General features: G+C 65.1%; 15 protein-coding genes and 1 pseudogene. 8 read left to right on the top strand and 8 right to left on the bottom strand.

The annotated features are described in order from the left end of the window. Positions 1-232: 232 nt before the first annotated feature. Both KQ297_RS02055 and mscL read left to right on the top strand, forming a co-directional pair. Positions 233-1,801 (top strand): arylsulfatase, encoded by a 1,569-nt coding sequence (locus KQ297_RS02055; RefSeq protein ID WP_259737961.1) that lies wholly within the window; start codon positions 233-235, stop codon positions 1,799-1,801. A 605-nt stretch (positions 1,802-2,406) separates the two neighbouring features. After that, entirely contained in the window at positions 2,407-2,787 is a 381-nt protein-coding gene (gene mscL / locus KQ297_RS02050; RefSeq protein ID WP_259737960.1) for a large conductance mechanosensitive channel protein MscL, read from the top strand. 29 nt (positions 2,788-2,816) lie between these two features. Here mscL and KQ297_RS02045 read toward each other — a convergent pair whose 3' ends face one another. The 6 genes from KQ297_RS02045 to KQ297_RS02020 form a co-directional block, all read right to left on the bottom strand. Then, positions 2,817-3,152 carry a hypothetical protein gene (locus KQ297_RS02045; protein ID WP_259737959.1) on the bottom strand — a complete coding sequence of 112 codons (336 nt, stop codon included), beginning with the start codon at positions 3,150-3,152 and terminating at the stop codon, positions 2,817-2,819. A 44-nt stretch (positions 3,153-3,196) separates the two neighbouring features. Continuing rightward, a complete protein-coding gene (locus tag KQ297_RS02040; RefSeq protein ID WP_259737958.1) occupies positions 3,197-3,553 on the bottom strand; it encodes a hypothetical protein in 357 nt (118 codons plus the stop codon). After that, positions 3,553-3,762 (bottom strand): hypothetical protein, encoded by a 210-nt coding sequence (locus KQ297_RS02035; protein ID WP_259737957.1) that lies wholly within the window; start codon positions 3,760-3,762, stop codon positions 3,553-3,555. The genes KQ297_RS02040 and KQ297_RS02035 overlap by 1 nt, the downstream gene beginning before the upstream one ends. A gap of 90 nt (positions 3,763-3,852) precedes the next feature. Continuing rightward, positions 3,853-6,678 (bottom strand): valine--tRNA ligase, encoded by a 2,826-nt coding sequence (locus KQ297_RS02030; RefSeq protein ID WP_259737956.1) that lies wholly within the window; start codon positions 6,676-6,678, stop codon positions 3,853-3,855. A gap of 47 nt (positions 6,679-6,725) precedes the next feature. After that, complete coding sequence (locus KQ297_RS02025) at positions 6,726-7,349, bottom strand: 2OG-Fe(II) oxygenase (protein WP_259737955.1); 624 nt, start codon at positions 7,347-7,349, stop codon at positions 6,726-6,728. A 65-nt stretch (positions 7,350-7,414) separates the two neighbouring features. Beyond that, entirely contained in the window at positions 7,415-8,011 is a 597-nt protein-coding gene (locus KQ297_RS02020) for a protein phosphatase (protein ID WP_311133970.1), read from the bottom strand. Between the two features lie 40 nt (positions 8,012-8,051). On the opposite strand from KQ297_RS02020, the gene KQ297_RS02015 reads away from it, so the two are divergent. From KQ297_RS02015 to KQ297_RS01990, 6 genes are read left to right on the top strand one after another with little or no spacing between them, the layout of a single operon-like run. Next, positions 8,052-8,312, top strand: coding sequence for a hypothetical protein (locus KQ297_RS02015; RefSeq protein WP_185464849.1), 261 nt, complete (start codon positions 8,052-8,054; stop codon positions 8,310-8,312). A 9-nt stretch (positions 8,313-8,321) separates the two neighbouring features. Next, the gene (locus KQ297_RS02010; protein ID WP_259737954.1) at positions 8,322-9,134 is read left to right on the top strand and encodes a methyltransferase domain-containing protein; all 813 of its coding nucleotides are present in this window, start codon (positions 8,322-8,324) and stop codon (positions 9,132-9,134) included. Between the two features lie 16 nt (positions 9,135-9,150). After that, positions 9,151-10,062, top strand: coding sequence for an oxidoreductase (locus KQ297_RS02005; RefSeq protein ID WP_259737953.1), 912 nt, complete (start codon positions 9,151-9,153; stop codon positions 10,060-10,062). A gap of 5 nt (positions 10,063-10,067) precedes the next feature. Then, on the top strand, positions 10,068-11,282 hold the full coding sequence (locus KQ297_RS02000; protein ID WP_259737952.1) for an extracellular solute-binding protein: 1,215 nt from the start codon (positions 10,068-10,070) through the stop codon (positions 11,280-11,282). After that, a complete protein-coding gene (locus KQ297_RS01995; protein ID WP_259737951.1) occupies positions 11,279-12,520 on the top strand; it encodes a mechanosensitive ion channel family protein in 1,242 nt (413 codons plus the stop codon). Before KQ297_RS02000 ends, KQ297_RS01995 begins: the two co-directional genes overlap by 4 nt. Further along, on the top strand, positions 12,510-14,261 hold the full coding sequence (locus tag KQ297_RS01990) for a recombinase family protein (protein ID WP_259737950.1): 1,752 nt from the start codon (positions 12,510-12,512) through the stop codon (positions 14,259-14,261). Before KQ297_RS01995 ends, KQ297_RS01990 begins: the two co-directional genes overlap by 11 nt. A gap of 28 nt (positions 14,262-14,289) precedes the next feature. On the opposite strand, the gene KQ297_RS01985 is transcribed toward KQ297_RS01990, so the two are convergent. Both KQ297_RS01985 and KQ297_RS01980 read right to left on the bottom strand, forming a co-directional pair. Continuing rightward, complete coding sequence (locus tag KQ297_RS01985) at positions 14,290-14,820, bottom strand: hypothetical protein (RefSeq protein ID WP_259737949.1); 531 nt, start codon at positions 14,818-14,820, stop codon at positions 14,290-14,292. Positions 14,821-15,533: 713 nt separating this feature from the next. Next, a pseudogene (locus KQ297_RS01980) lies at positions 15,534-15,678 on the bottom strand (IS5/IS1182 family transposase); the annotation flags it as partial.

The following is a 15,678-nucleotide window of genomic DNA, read 5'->3' as shown; positions in this document are numbered from 1 at the left end:
TCTGATCATTCGGCTGCGGGATAACTATCCCGCCTTTAAGTCATGGATGTCAGTCATCAGGCGGATCTGCACGTGCAGAGGATGAGCATGTGGCTTCTCAAGACAGCATGGGTAGTGGCAATATTTCGAGGTGCCCTAAAGGAAATGCGATAGTATACAGAGAACCGACAAAAAGTCGGCAAGATGCTCATTAACGCGTTCATTCATCACCATTTCACGGAGAAGTCAACCAATGCCGAACAAAAAGCCAAACATCATTCTGCTCGTAACTGATGACACAGGCTATGGCGATCTTGGGCCTTACGGCGGTGGCGAAGGGCGAGGGATGCCAACCCCAAACTTCGATCGCCTGGCTCACGAAGGCATGACCTTCTTTTCCTTTTATGCCCAACCGAGTTGCACACCGGGTCGGGCGGCCATGCAAACGGGTCGCATCCCCAACCGCAGCGGCATGACCACCGTGGCCTTTCAGGGGCAGGGCGGCGGCTTACCCGCAGCCGAGTGGACGTTGGCCTCTGTGCTGAAACAGGCCGACTACCGGACCTTTTTCACAGGCAAATGGCACCTGGGTGAGTCTGATTACGCCCTGCCCAATGCCCAGGGCTACGACGAGATGAAGTATGTCGGCCTGTACCACCTGAATGCCTATACCTATGCCGACCCAACCTGGTTCCCGGATATGGCTCCAGAACTACGAGACACATTCCAAAAGGTGACCAAAGGATCGCTGTCGGGTAAGGCCGGCGAGGAGGCGAAGGAAGACTTTAAGATTAATGGTCAGTACGTCGATACACCGGATCAAGGTGTTGTCGGGATTCCCTTCTTCGATGGCTATGTCGAGAAGGCCGCGCTCGAATTTCTCGAGGAGGTTGCTAAGGACGACCAGCCCTTCTTCCTCAACGTCAACTTTATGAAGGTCCACCAGCCCAACCTGCCGCACCCCGACTTCATTCACCAATCCCCCTCAAAGAGCAAGTACGCGGACTCGATCGTTGAGCTGGACGCCCGGATCGGGGCCATCATGGACAAAGTCCGGGAACTTGGCCTGGAGGAGGATACGCTCGTCTTCTGGACGACCGACAACGGTGCCTGGCAGGATGTCTATCCTGACGCCGGCTACACACCATTCCGGGGCACGAAGGGGACCGTCCGCGAGGGAGGCAACCGCGTCCCCGCCATCGCCTGGTGGCCCGGGAAGATTGCGGCAGGGACGAAGAACCACGACATTGTTGGTGGTCTTGATCTCATGGCCACCTTTGCCACCCTCGCCGGGATATCGCTGCCCACCGACGATCGCGAGGGACAACCGATCATCTTCGACAGCTACGACATGTCTCCAGTGCTGTTTGGTACCGGTAAGTGTGCTCGCAACTCCTGGTTCTACTTCACCGAGAATGAACTGACACCGGGCGCCGTACGGGTAAGTAATTATAAGGCTGTGTTCAACCTTCGGGGTGACGATGGTGCAACTACCGGAGGCCTGGCCGTAGACTCCAACCTTGGATGGAAAGGGGCAGAGAGCTATGTTGCCGTGGTCCCACAGATGTTCGACCTGTGGCAAGACCCGCAGGAACGCTATGACATCTTCATGAATAACTATACGGAACGCACCTGGATGCTGGTCACTATCGGCGAAACGGTCAAAGAGCTGATGAAAACCTATGTGCAGCACCCACCGCGAAAGCTACAGAGCGAGGGTTACTCTGGCCCGATTACGCTCACCCAGTATGAACGCTTCCAGCATGTCCGGGAAATGCTAGCGAACGAGGGCATCAAAATCCCATTGCCCACCGGAAACTAGCCAGGAACCGGTCATGAGCCGCCATTCGGCTTAACTGACACATCACCCTGGAGCCACGCATCTGTGAGTCTGATGCACTCACAGATGCGTGGCTCCTTGACTTGTTTGGCACTCAAGCTCAGGAGGAACAAGCCGGTGTACAGATTGCAAACATGCCTGTCAGACTGAAAATTCTGTGGCAGTCTTCAGGTGAGTTCTGGCAGCAGTACGGCACAGCGAAAAGATCGAGATAAACTCGCTGTCAATGGTGGGGACAGCTCCCTCAACTTCACTCTGCTCTGGTGTGGACCCGCGAGACCCGGCGTCAGTTCGAGATCGTGAGCGACCTCAACGTTCGCGCAGAGGCCATCCTGCGGGAGCAGGGATCACCGTGCCCTTCCCCCAGCGGGACCTCCACTTGGGCGGGGAGGGGCTGCAGATCAGTCTCCCTCCGGCGATCGAAACCGGTCTGCAGGCAATGCTCGAGCGCCATCAGGACACGCCGCCCTGAGGCCGGAACCAAGAAATAGGATCTGCTCGAGTGCTAAGCATGACAAAAACCATCGATATAGGGTTCCAGACAGGAGATGTCCGTAGCTTTCGGCCGTCACTGAACTCACGTTTTCATGGCCCCACGCCGCCCCAGCCTTCTGTCGGACTTCAAGGACTTCATCAACAAGGGCAACGTGGTCGACCTCGCCGTGGCAGTGGTGATCGGTGGAGCCTTCGGCAAAGTGGTCGATGCGGTAGTGAGCCTGGTGATGACCAGCGCGCTTGAGCCCGCTCTCAAGGCCGCCAATGTGGATTCCATCAATGCCTGGCCAGCTGGGGCCGTGATCGTGGCCCTCATCAACTTCTTGGTGATCGCTTTGGTGGTGTTCCTGATCGTGCGGGCGATCGAAGCTTCTAAGCGCAAGGAGGAGGCAGTGGCGCCCCCCGACACGCAGGCCATGCTGGCCTCGGCGGTGACCCGCCTGGTCGATGCGCTGGATCGCAAGGGGCTGTAAGGAGCATTGCTGTCCCGACAGCAGATCCTTCAGATCTCAAACACAAGCTGCAGCCGGCTGATCCCTTCCCGGCAGGTAGGCTCGACCCGATCGGCATTCACATCCCCCAGGAAACAGGACAGGCCACTGATGAAGGCCTGCTCCTCGCTGGGCTTACGGGTGAAGCGGGCCGTACGGGTCTTAACCAGGCTGCCTTCATAGCAGAGTTCCGCAGTCACGTCATAGTCGTCGTAGGCGAGACTGAGGGCGATCGGGCCGGTGTTGGAGTTCGACTGCAGGATCTGATCGCTCAGATCTTCCAGGGTTTGGAGAATCCTCTCCACCTCATCGGCAGGCAGCTTCCAGACCTTGGCGCGGGCGCGCACGAACGCGTTGAGCTGGCGGTTGTTGGCCAGCTGATCATCCAGGCTCAGATCCAGCTGACTGGAGCGACGCCGGCCAGAAGGAAGGGGAAGATGAAATCCCAGCGGAAGGCCACACCGACCGGTTCCAACAAGGGCACGGCGAAGGGTCGGGCCGTAGCAAAATTGAAGGTGAGCACAGACGGGAGCTGGCCTAGGGCAGTGGCAAGCCCGTAGCCCGCCAGGATTCCCAGGAGAGCGCAGAAGAGCTTCATCGGACCCCGCCCCCAGACGCTCAACCCCACCATCACCGCCACCGCCACCCCGAAGACCAGCTCCACCGGCCCGAACGACGCCGTGCCCGCCAGGCGGGAATCGAACACGATCCCCAGGGCGATTTTGGCCAGCTCGATCCCCACCGACATCAGGATATTCCCGACACCACAGCCGGAAACACCCGTCTCAGGCTTGTGACCAGCCGGGACAGCAGCATTTCGGTGGCCGCAGCGAACACCACCATTCCAGCCACCAGTGGCAGACCACCCACCGAGGCCGCCGACAGGTAGCCCGAACCAATCTGCGGCCAACGGCGCGCCTGGAGCAAGGCGTGCAGCACCACGGCCAGCATCGCCATGCCGATGTAGGGCGCTGCTCGTCGATCCAATAGGAAATCTCCGGGGGGCGCTCCATAGCTCCTTGTTAAAGCCCCGGGGTCTGCATCACGTCACCCCAGGTCCGCCAGGCGCTGCCTCGCCAGAACCGCCTGGGCTTCCGCCTCGGCCAGGTTGGCGCGGCACTCGGCCACCACCTCCGGCGGCGCCTTGCCGGTGAAGTTGGGGTTGGCGAGGCGGCCGGCCAGGCCCTTGATCTCCTTCTCGGCCTTGGCGATGTCCTTCTCCAGGCGGCCGCGCAGGGCGCCCAGATCCACCAGGCCCTCGATCGGCAGCAGCACCTGCAGCTCACCGCTCACGGCCGCCAGGCAGCGCTCACTCGCCGCGGCCCCGGGATCGCGCACCTCCACCGACGCGGCGCGGGTGAGAGCGGTAATGTCGCTCGTCGCCTGGCGCAGCACCGCCGCCAGCTCGCTCCGGCCGGTGAGGAACACCACCGGCGCACTCTGGGAGGGCTTCAGCCCAGCCACCGCCCGCAGGTTGCGCACCACCCTGATCGCCTCGATCAGTTCGGCGAACTGGGCCTCGAGGGCATCATCCAGCGCGGCTTCGTTCACGGCCGGCCAGGGCTGCAGGGCCAGGAAGGTGCCCTCCGCCTCGCCGGTGAGCCCATGCCAGAGCTCCTCACTCAGGTGGGGCATCAGCGGATGCAGCAGCACCAGCAGCTCCGCCAGCACCTTGGCCAGCACCTGGCGGGCGACCCGCTGGTCGGCCAGGGCCTCGGGGCTGAGGGCCTCGCCTTCAGCGGCGGGCCGGGGATTGAGGCGGCGCTTGAGCAGCTCGATCGTCCAGTCGCAGACCTCATTCCAGGCGAACTCGTAAAGCCCCTTGGCCGCCTCCCCCAGGCCATAGCTGCTGTAGCGCTCAGCCGTTTCCAGGTTCACCCGGGCCAGACGCGAGAGGATCCAGCGGTCGGCCAGGGTCAACCCATCGGGATCGGGATCCCCCAGGCTGGCCGGCGTCTCTCCGCCCAGATTCATCAGGGCGAAGCGGGTGGCGTTCCAGAGCTTGTTGGCGAAGTTGCGCGCCCCCTCCACCGTGGCCGAGGCCCCGCTGGCGCGGTCGTAGTCGAGGCGGATGTCCTGGGCGGCGCCGGCCACCTCCCGCACCAGGGCGAAGCGCAGGGCATCGGCGCCATAGCGCTCGATCAGGGGCAGGGGATCGATGCCGTTGCCCGCCGATTTGCTCATCTTGCGGTTGTTCTCATCCCGCACCAGGCCGTGGATCATCACGTCGGCGAAGGGCATCCGGCCGGTGAAGGCGCCGGCCAGCATCGTCATCCGCGCCACCCAGAAGAAGATGATGTCGAAGCCGGTCACCAGCACGCTGGTGGGGTACCAGGTGGCCAGATCGGGGGAGCTCTCATCGGGCCAGCCCAGGGTGGAGAAGGGCCAGAGGCCACTGGAGAACCAGGTGTCGAGCACGTCCGGGTCCTGCTCCAGCTGCAACTGGCGGCCCGCGGCGCGGGACGCCGCAGCAAACTGCTCCTCTGCCTTGCGGCGCGCCTCGGCATCATCGCGGGCCACCACGTAGGGCGTGGCCTCGGTGATCACCCCGCCCGTTTCACTCACCACGAACCAGGCGGGGATGCGGTGGCCCCACCAGAGCTGGCGGCTGATGCACCAGTCGCGGATGTCGGTGAGCCAGTCGCGATACACCTTCTCCCAGCGCTGCGGCACGAAGCGGGGTTCGCCGCCATCGAGGGCCTCGCGGCAGCGGGCGGCCAGCGGTTCGGCCCTGGCGAACCACTGGGTGGAGAGCAGGGGCTCCACCGGCACCTTGCCGCGATCCGAAAACGGCACGCTGTGGCGGTGGGGCTCCACCTTCACCAGGAAGCCTTCGGCCTCCATGGCCTCCACCACCGCCTTGCGGGCCTCGAAGCGATCAAGCCCGGCGAAGCGGCCGCTCGCGGCATTCATCGTGCCGTCTTTGGCCATCACCGTGATCAGCGGCAGGCCGTGGCGGGCGCCGATCGCGAAGTCGTTGGGGTCATGGGCGGGGGTCACCTTGACGCAGCCCGTGCCGAAGGCCGGATCCACGTGCTCATCGGCCACGATCGGGATCTCTCGGCCCACCAGGGGCAGGGTGAGCGTGCGCCCCACCATGGCGGCGTAGCGGGGGTCGTCGGGGTGCACAGCCACGCCGGTGTCGCCCAGCAGGGTTTCGGGGCGCGTGGTGGCCACCACCAGGTGGTCGAGGCCGCCAGAAGCTGAGCCCTCCGCAGCAGCCGTGAGCGGATAGCGGAAGTGCCAGAGGTGCCCGTCGAGCTCCTTCATCTCCACCTCCAGATCGCTCACCGCCGATCCCGAGGCCGGGCACCAGTTCACCAGGTACTCGCCCCGGTAGATCAGCCCCTGCTCGTGCAGCCGCACGAAGGCCTCCACCACGGCCTTGTTCAGGCCCGGATCGAGGGTGAAGCGCTCCCGCTGCCAGTCGACCGAGTAGCCCAGGCGGCGCAGCTGGCCCACGATCGTGCCGCCGCTCTCGGCCTTCCAGCTCCAGGCGCGCTCCAGGAACGCGTCGCGGCCCAGGTCGTCCTTGCTGCCCCCCTCGGCCTTGATCTGCTTCTCGAGGATCGACTGCACCGCGATCGAGGCGTGGTCGGTGCCGGGCAGACACAACACGTTCCTGCCCCGCAGACGCTGGAAGCGCACGATCGTGTCGATCAGGGCCGTCTCGAAGCCGTGGCCCATGTGCAGGCTGCCGGTCACATTCGGCGGCGGGATCACCACGCTGAACGGCTCGCCGGGCGCGTTGGGATCGGGGTGGAAGGCGCCGGCCGCCTCCCAGGCCACCTGCCAGCGCGCTTCGGTGCCGGCCGGGTCGTAGGTCTTGGGCAGGGCGCCGTCGGGGCTGGCGGCGGCGGGAGCCTCGGTCACGGCGGGGTGGGGAAGATCAGCCCATGCTCTCAAAGGGGGCGGTGGGCTCAGGCGGCCGCCAGCCGCCCCACGTAGTCCTCGAGGGTGCCGGCATTGATCCAGCCGGTGGCAATCGTCTTGGCGTGGGTGGTGGAGACGCGCCCGCGGTGGGTGTGGGAGGGGCTGGCCGGGAAGATCAGGAGCTTGCCCCGCTCGGCCTGCTCGTGGTGCTCCTGCCAGTGGAACTCGGTGCCGCCATCGGGGAGGGTGTTGAGGTAAAAGATCCAGGCGAGCACGCGACGGATCGGTTCGGTGGCCTCTTCGCTGGTGGTCCAGTCGCAGTGCCAGCTGCGGAATCCCTCGCCTGGCGCGTAGTGCTGCAGGTTGAAGATCGGGTTCACGAACAGAGAACGCTCAGGGCACACCTCCAGCAGCAGCGGGCGCTCGCTCAAGTAGCGCTGCAACCCAGCCGACACGCCGCGCAGGATCACTTCCGCCAGGCCGTGGGCCTCGGGGTCGGAGCGGTCGATCGCGACCAGGCTGATGTCGGTGGAGACCTTGGCGGGCTGGGAGGGATCGTGGCCGAAGGCAACGCCCGGGCGGCGCAGATCCGCCCGCCGCTCGTAGAAACCCAGGGCCGCCTCGGCCAGGGCGTCGTAGCCGGAGCTTCGGTAGGTACCGATCAAGCGCATGCTGGGCCTCCCACGGCCCGGCACCGTAGGAAGGGGCAAGCCATGAACCGAAGCCGAGGGGCAGCTCAGTCGGTTGCCGCCCCGGGTGCCCAGGGAATCGCCACCAGGGCATCATGGCGCTGCCAGCTGTTGGGGTCGCCGCACACCTGCGCCGCCAGACCCACCTGCTCCAGGGCTTCCGACAGGGTGGCGGCGGCCAGCCCAGCCTCACCGCCGCTGGGCTCCAGGGGCAGGGCGAGCACCTGGGGCTCGGCCGGATCCGCCATCAGCTTGAGGTTGATCCCCACCAGCTCCCGCTCGAAGAACAGCCGCCGCATCCGGGCGGTGGTGCGGGGGCCGATCGCGGCGGCGAACGCTTCAAGGCCCTCGCGGCTACCGTCGGCCCCGCTGTTGAGCGCCAGCCAGATCAGCAGCTTCGCCCAGCTCTCGGTGCTCCACAGCGGCGGGAAGCTGGCCCGGTGCTGACGGACCAGCTCACCGAGGGCGAAGTCGAACAGCCCGGCCTGCAGCGCCGTGGCCTTGGCTGTGCTGTCGCCGTGGCCGGCTGAGATCACGGAGAGGGGGCTCGACGAGGTGAAACCCAGGCTGCCGCAACCGGCGAGGGTGATCAGGAGTTCAGCACAGGAGTCGGCAGGGTCAGGCCAGAACGGCGCCAGGTCCACCCTTGGGGGCAGACTGCATGGGCTTGCACAGGACACGCCCATGGCCCTGGATCTGAACGACCCGGAGCTCGAGTTCTCTGATCTGGTCTACGCCTACCAGAGCTGGGTGATGGCGGTGATCAACGACGAGAAGCTCGGCGGTGAGGAGAAACTGCTCAACGACGACATCACCGAGGACGCCCTCAACGCCATGCGCTTTCTGCCGGGTGAGGTGACCTCGGCGATCGAGACCTCCCTGGCGCGGGTCTACGACGTGGATCCCGACGAGCTGGCCGAGCTGCTCTTCCCCAGCGAGGAGTGACCCTCCTCGGTGACCAGCGACACCTATCTGCTCGGCACCGAACCGCTTGAACTGGAGCGGCTGCGGCTTCAGCATGAGCTCTGGCTGCCGGAGGCGCGGCGGGCCTGGCGGCGGGCCGACCTGGCCCCCGGGGAGCGGGTGCTGGATCTGGGGGCAGGTCCTGGCTTCGTGGCCCTGGAACTGGCCCGTGAGGTGGGACCCGCCGGACGGGTTCTGGGGCTGGAACTCAGCGCGTCCTACGTGGAGGCGGCCCGCGCCCTGGGCCGGGGGCTGAGCCAGCTGGAGGTGCGCTGCCTCGACCTCAGTAACGACCCGTTGCCCGTGGAACCTTTCGATCTGGTCTGGTGCCGCTGGGTGCTGATGTTCCTGCCCGAGGTGGAACCGCTGCTCGATCGCCTCGCCGCCTCCCTGTCCCCCGGAGCCCGGCTGGTGATCCACGAGTACATCCACTGGAGCAGCTTTGGCTTGCATCCCCATGGCGAGGCGGTGGGACGCTTCGGGGCTGCGGCCATGGCCAGCTTTCAGCGCGCCGGCGGCGACACGGACGTGAACCGCCGCCTGCCCTCCCTGCTCACGGCCCGTGGCTTCCGGGTGGATGAGCTGCTCCCGCTCACCATGGTGGGGCGGCTCGGCGATGGAGTGGCGCGCTGGCTGGAGCGTTTCGTGACCATCTACGGCCGTGAGCTGATCCGCTGCGGGCAGTGGAGCGAAGACGACGGCCGGCGGGCCGAGGCCGAGATGGCAACGGCCCGGCAGGACCCCGGCTCCTTCTGGGTGGGTCCCACGCTGATGGAAACGCGCGCGACACGATGGGCAACCTGAGCGGATGTTGCCCCCGATGACCTGGACCACCTCCGACATTCCCGAGCAGAGCGGGCGGATCGCCCTGATCACGGGGGCCAACAGCGGCCTGGGCCTGGAGTCGGCCAGGGCCCTCTCGGCCCATGGCGCCACGGTGGTGTTGGCCTGCCGCTCACGCCAGAAGGGGGCTGAGGCGCGCACCGAGCTGCTGCCGACGGCCACCGCCGGCCTTGAGGTGCTCGAACTCGACCTGGCCAATCTGGCCAGCGTGCGCGACGCCGCCCGCTGGATGGCGGACCAGTACGGCCGGCTCGACCTGCTGCTCAACAACGCCGGGGTGATGGGCACGCCGCGAACACAGACCCGCGATGGGTTCGAGCTGCAGTTCGGCACCAACCACCTGGGCCATTTCGCCCTCACCACCGCCCTGCTGCCCCTGCTGGACGAACGGCCAGGATCCCGGGTGGTCACGGTCACCTCCGGCGCCCAGTATTTCGGCCGCATCGCCTTCGATGACCTGATGGGTGAACGGCGCTATGACCGCTGGAAGGCCTACAGCCAGAGCAAGCTGGCCAACGTGATGTTCGCCCTTGAGCTGCAGCAGCGGCTGACGGCTGCGGGAAGCACAACCATCTCCCTGGCGGCCCATCCCGGGCTGGCCCGCACCAACCTGCAGCCGACCTCGGTGGCCGCCAACGGCTCGAAGCTGGAGTCCTTCGCCTATCGGTTGATGGATCCCCTCTTCCAGAGCGCCGCCATGGGCGCTCTGCCCCAGCTGTTCGCCGCCACGGCGCCGGAAGCGAAGGGCGGCGAACACTACGGGCCCGATCAGTGGGGGGGAATGCGCGGCTGGCCCACCGAGGTGCGCCTCGCCCCAGCCGCCCTCGATCCGGCCCAGCGGCGGCGGCTGTGGGAGGTGAGCGAGACGCTCATCTCCAGAGGCCAATGAAGGGCGTGCAACTGCTGGCCGCAATGGCGGTGCTGCTGGCGACGGGCGGCTGTGGCAGCAGGCTCGCCCCCGACACCCTCTACATCTCCATCGAAACCGACATCAACTCCGAAAGTCTCAAGGAGCTCTCGGAGATAGGCAGGATCAGCCGGCCTCTGGTCAGCCAGTTCCGTGCCCTCAATCCCGGCGTGGATGTGCATGTCCGCCACCTCCCCATGGGGGAGGTCATGGCCGACACCCGCTTCCGTGACAGCCGTGGCCTTGGCCCTGACCTGATTGTCAGCAACGTCATCACCGCCCTGCAGTTGCAACAAGATGGGCTGATCAGCACCGTGGCCCTGAAGGACCTGTCCCTCTCCCGGTCCCAGCCGCCCCGCTTCGTGAACAACTTCCGGAAGGGTTCACAGGTGTTTGCTGTCCCCGTCCTGGCCCAGCCGCAGGTGGCCTGCTACGACCGGCGACGTCTGGCGGAACCGCCTGGCACCGTCAAGGAGCTGCTGGCCCTCAGCGCCAAGGGCCTGCGGGTGGGCCTGCCTCTGAGGGTGAGCGAGCTGTTCTGGACCACCACGCCCCAGGGGGCAGGCGATGCCGTGGTGCAGCTGCTGAATCAGTCGCCGGCCGGGAAGGCCGCCACCCTTTCAGCAATCGAGCGCAGGGCGCTCAAGCGCTGGATCACCTGGGTGTACGACTCCAGCCTGCAGAAGAACGTGTCCTTCTCCGATGACCCTTTGGATCTTGTGAGGCAACTGCAGCAAGGGGAGCGCGACTGGATCAGCTGCAGCAGCCTCTGGATCGATGATCTGCGCCAAAAGCTGGGCCAGAACCTGGGGGTGTCGGTGCTCCCCGGGGGACCCGACGCGCCGGCAGAACCGATCAGCCGACTGCTGGTGTGGAGCTTCGGCCGTCACTCCAGCTGGCGGCAGCGGCAGGCGGCCGAGCGCTTCGTGGCCTTCTCCCTCAATCAGGTGAATCAGAAGCAGCTGATGCACACGGCGCCCGGCAATCTGCCGGTGAATCCGGATGTCCTGATCCCCACCCGCAGCTCGGCCCTGCTGCGCACGCTCACCTTCAGCCTCGATCACTCCCTCATGCTCGATTTCCGCGATCCCGACGCGGCGATGGCCCGTGGCTCGCAGCTTGAATCGATGCTGAAGAACGTGGTGCAGGGGGAAGTGCTCCCCCCCGAGGCGCTGGCTCGCCTGCTGGCCCCCGCTCCATGAGTCAGCTCCTGTACGAGATGGGCGGCTGGCTGGGGTTCCTCAGCCGCCCAGCGGTGCTGCTGCAGTTCCTCAGCAGCACCGCTCTGGTGCTGCTCTACATCCTGCTGGTGGTGCCACGGCTGAAGAAACGGAGGTATCGCCTGATGGCCCTGGGTTCGGTGGGCCTGTGGCTGGTGTTGCGCCTCAATGGTCTGCTGATCGAGCGCCTGGGGCTTCCGGGTGGTCTGGTGCACTTCTACAGCCAGGTGTGGGGGATGTGGGTGCTGCTGGCCTTGGCGCGGCTGCTGCTGCTGACGCGCTTTCCCGCCAAGCAGATCCAGCTGCTGTACTCCCGGTTGGTGCAGCCCCTGTTCGGACTGGTGGTGCTGGTGGCGCTGGTGAACCAGCTGGGTGATGTGGGCGATGTGGCCGAGATTCCCCTGTTTTCCCTGTTCGGCACCCCACTCACCAGCGGGGGGCTTGCCCTGCTGCTGATCGTCCCCTACTTCCTGCTGGTGGTCTCGGCCTTCCCGATGGTGTGGCTGGGGCACCTGCTGCAGCGGCTGTTTCACTTCTCCCAAGGCACCCGCGACGCCGCCACCCTGGTGATGCGCTATCTGCTGATCGGCATCGGGGTGCTGTGGCTGATGCACAAGGTGGGGCTCAACACCAGCGCCATCGCGGCGATTGCCGGCGGGCTGTCGGTGGGCATCGGTTTCGGGATCAAAGAGGTGTTCTCGAACTTCATCAGCGGCCTGTGGCTGTTGTTCGAGGGATCGGTGCGACCGGGATCAGTGCTGTTCATCGATGGCGATCCCTGCGAGGTGCGCAGCCTGGGCCTGCGGGCGGCCGTGCTGTGGCGCAACCGCGACAATGCCGAACTGGTGATTCCCAACCAGACCTTCTTCACCGACACCACCACCACCTACACCGGCAGCGACCGGCTGCGCCGCAGCGAGGTGCAGATCGGAGCCGCCTACCGCCATGATCCCTCCCAGGTGATCACATTGCTCGAGGAGGTGGCCCGCAGCACCAGCGGGGTCTTGCCGGAGCCCAGCCCAAAGGCCTTCCTGATCGGGTACGGCGATTCGTCGATCAACTATTCCCTGCGCTACTGCATCGAAGATCCTCTCAGCAACCTGGCGATTCAGAGCGCCGTGAGCCAGGCGGTCTGGAAAGCCTTTGCCGCCGGAGGCATCGAGATCCCTTTTCCGCAGCGGGTTCTTTCTATGCAGCCGCTAACTCCTGATGAACACTAGCTTCAGCCCAGATCCGGGCCCCGACCAGGGCCTGGAGCATGTGACAACCGCGGATCTGGCCGCTATGGGGAGAATTGGGTATTCCTACCTACGGGTCAGCAGCGTGGGGCAGGCCGGCACTGACCGTGACGGCATCGACCGCCAGGCCGCGGCATTCCCTGAGTTCTGCCGGCGGCATGGACTTACCCCAGCGCCTGATGCTCTTGTCGATGCCGGGGTCTCCGCCTTCCGTGGCACGCATCGCCGCAAGGGCGCACTCGGCCGCTTCCTTGATGCCGCCGACTTCGGCAAGGTTCCGCCTGGGGCAGTGCTGGTGGTCGAAGACCTGGACCGCTTCAGCCGCGAAGCGCCGAGCGATGCACTGCGGCTGCTGCTGAACGACTTCTTCGAATCGGGCCTGGCACTGGGCGTCACCAGATTCGACACCGTCATCGATCGGGGTGAGTTCAACAGGGCAGGGTCCAGCTCTGCCATCCAGCTTCTGGTGGCCATGGGCATGGCCCACGACTATTCGGCCAAACTGTCCGACCGGGTGGGTAGTGCTTGGGAACGCCGCAGGCGGGAAGCACACGCCGGAGAAAAGTACAAAGCAGCTCGCCCATTCTGGTGTGACTGGGACGATGAATCAAAGGACTTCACGCTCAATGACCACGCGCACATACCGCGCCGCATTATCGCGCTTTGCATCGATGGTTACGGCTCAACGCATATCGCCCGAATGTTGAATGACCAAGGTCTAACAACTACTTCGGGCGGGCACTTTACCGCTGCCTGGGTGACAAGGATTCTGGCCAATCGTGCCCTAATCGGTCAGCGGGTGTGGGGGGGGCGCGCCAAAAGACCAGACCAACCAGTGGAAGTGATGCCAGACTTCTATCCTGCTGTGATAACCAAGGACGAATGGGACCGTTCGCGGCTGGCGATCGCTGAACGTGGCAAGAATCCCGGCCGCCGCGGCCGCGGCGATCACATCTACAACCTGTTCCAGGGGATGATCTTCTGCACCTGCGGGGGCACACTCACGCTGTCACGCAGCAAGCGCGGCGATCGGGTAAGGGAATATCTCCGCTGCCAGAAGCGCGAAGCCGGCGTCTGCAATTCACGAAACGGAAACTATACTTACGATGAACCATTCCTCCTGCAGCTTTTCATGCGGCAGCGTTGGGATCAGTTCTTCTTCGCCGGCACCGGCAAGCGTGAAGCCGTATCTCACGCCCGTGCTGCAGTCATCGCCGCTGATCGCAGCGCAGCGCGAACGGCGAAGGAAGCCGCAGATGCCCGCGACAACCTGAACAAGGTTGTGGCGACGAGTGGGGCGAGCGTCGCGGCAATGGAGCTAGTGGCCCAGTCCGTCACCGCTGCCGAAGCGGCAGCCGCTGCCGACCAGGACGCTCTCCAGCTCGCCAACGATGAACTGCGGAATCTCCAGCTTCAGCCAACCGGCACCGCTGCACAGAAGGCGATCAGGGAGCGGGTGGGGGCATTCCTTGCTGAAGGTCTCGACGATCTGGCCGAACGGCGGCGCTTCAACGTCTGGCTCTCCACGCTGGGTGTCCGCGTCGTACTCACCCGCTCCGCATCCCGCGATGTTCACATGATCGTGGAGCGGCCGGATGGACTATCCGAACTGCAGACCGATGACACCACGTTCATCATCGACCAGAGCGATGACGCGGTGGAGCAGGAAGCCCAGTGGCTCGCGGGTGTGCTCGGTGGCAGCGTGATCAGGCCCGGTGATTAGGCGTAGGGAAACTCTGTTCAACGCCCGTCTAGGCCGCCACCGGGTCGCCTTCACATCCCAGCACCCGATCACGGCCGAGCGGATCCTTCGAGTGTTCCAGCAGGATTGCATCCACCGCGGCGGCCCAGGCCAACTCCAGCTCGTACCGCTGCTCAGCCGGCAGCCCCATGGCGACCGCCTTATGGGCCATCTCCGACGGCAACCGCCGGAAGCGATCACGCGCCGCACGACCGCTTCGGAACAGCACCGGCTCCAGCTCTGCCGCCACGATCAGCCGCCCTTCTTCCAAGTCGTTCTGCATCCGCAGCCGGCGGGTGCGCTCCGCCGTCAGCTCCGCTTCGAGCTGACCACGGTCCAGGCGTTCGCCAGGATCAGTACGGCGCTGCGGCTGGAGCACTGCCTTCAGATGCTCAGCCAGCGATGGCAAGCCGGGCGGCGCCATCTCGATCCCATCATCGTCCAGATAGTCATCCAACAGGCCGGAATCGCGCAGCCGGTAGAGCACTGAGCGGCTCTTGTAGCCAAGCTGCCGCGCCGCTTCGGAGATTGAGACAGTCATGGGCTCAGGCTACCGAGATGCGTCTCAGGGGGACAGTGCAGCGGATGCGACATAATGGGGTAGGGGATCGTATAGCTAAGGCAGGGAGACTAGCTGTCTCTGTCTATCCTTTTTGCGTCCATGACTGACTATAGATCGCCGCGAGAATACCCCGCCATGGGTAGCCCCCCCTGGGAAGGACCCGTTGCACCGCAGCGGGTCCCAGCAGTGAGCTATATAAACAGCAGCCGATCTCTCGCGGTAGTTAGCCGCTCAAACTCTCGGCGGTCTCCGCCTGCATCGGGATGGCAGCCCTTCGCCTTCGCCCGGTATGCGTTGCGGATGGCGCCGGCATTGAGCGGGCCAGATACCGGCATGCCCAGCAGGCTGCGGGCCTGGCCTTCCCGCATCCGGCCGGCTTCCATAGCCAGCAGGCTGTAGGCGCCGGGCTTGGCGTGCCTGTAGGCGTCCAGCCTGCACCAGCTGATGAACTTTGCAGGGTCGGACGGTGGCGGCCCGTCGAACTCGTTGTTGCGCAGGATGACACCCCAGAACAGCTCCTCCAGGTAGCCGCCATCCCTGGGGGCGGCAGCGGCTGCAGCGGGTGCCAAGGATGCGCATTTCCTGCGAGCGCTGATGACGCTGGAGTAGCGCTTGCCGGTCAGCCGTTCCAGCGCCGTGAGCATGTAGTCGTTCGCTGAGTAGACCCAGCGGAGATCCTTGGTCGCTTCGTAGACCTGGACCTTCATCCCGAAGTACCACTGCTTGCCCTTGCAGGTCTGGTGCATCTCCGGATCCCTCTCCTTCTTCTCATTTTTGGTGGAGCTGGGCGCCGCGATCAAGGTGGCATCAATGATCGTGCCCTGCTTCATCGCCATG

The organism is Synechococcus sp. CS-205 (genome assembly GCF_025128255.1).
Lineage (GTDB): Bacteria > Cyanobacteriota > Cyanobacteriia > PCC-6307 > Cyanobiaceae > Regnicoccus_A.
The sequence above is the reverse complement of the archived record's forward strand: the minus strand, read 5'-3'. Positions and strand labels throughout refer to the sequence as shown.

Excerpts from the sequence above, each read along its gene's own strand:
- KQ297_RS01985 (WP_259737949.1), bottom strand. The coding sequence starts at position 14,820 with ATGACTGTCTCAATCTCCGAAGCGGCGCGGCAGCTTGGCTACAAGAGC.
- KQ297_RS01990 (WP_259737950.1), top strand. The coding sequence starts at position 12,510 with ATGAACACTAGCTTCAGCCCAGATCCGGGCCCCGACCAGGGCCTGGAG.
- KQ297_RS02025 (WP_259737955.1), bottom strand. The coding sequence starts at position 7,349 with ATGCGCTTGATCGGTACCTACCGAAGCTCCGGCTACGACGCCCTGGCC.
- KQ297_RS02015 (WP_185464849.1), top strand. The coding sequence starts at position 8,052 with ATGGCCCTGGATCTGAACGACCCGGAGCTCGAGTTCTCTGATCTGGTC.
- mscL (WP_259737960.1), top strand. The coding sequence starts at position 2,407 with ATGGCCCCACGCCGCCCCAGCCTTCTGTCGGACTTCAAGGACTTCATC.
- KQ297_RS02035 (WP_259737957.1), bottom strand. The coding sequence starts at position 3,762 with ATGGCGATGCTGGCCGTGGTGCTGCACGCCTTGCTCCAGGCGCGCCGT.
- KQ297_RS02005 (WP_259737953.1), top strand. The coding sequence starts at position 9,151 with ATGACCTGGACCACCTCCGACATTCCCGAGCAGAGCGGGCGGATCGCC.
- KQ297_RS02055 (WP_259737961.1), top strand. The coding sequence starts at position 233 with ATGCCGAACAAAAAGCCAAACATCATTCTGCTCGTAACTGATGACACA.
- KQ297_RS02040 (WP_259737958.1), bottom strand. The coding sequence starts at position 3,553 with ATGTCGGTGGGGATCGAGCTGGCCAAAATCGCCCTGGGGATCGTGTTC.
- KQ297_RS01995 (WP_259737951.1), top strand. The coding sequence starts at position 11,279 with ATGAGTCAGCTCCTGTACGAGATGGGCGGCTGGCTGGGGTTCCTCAGC.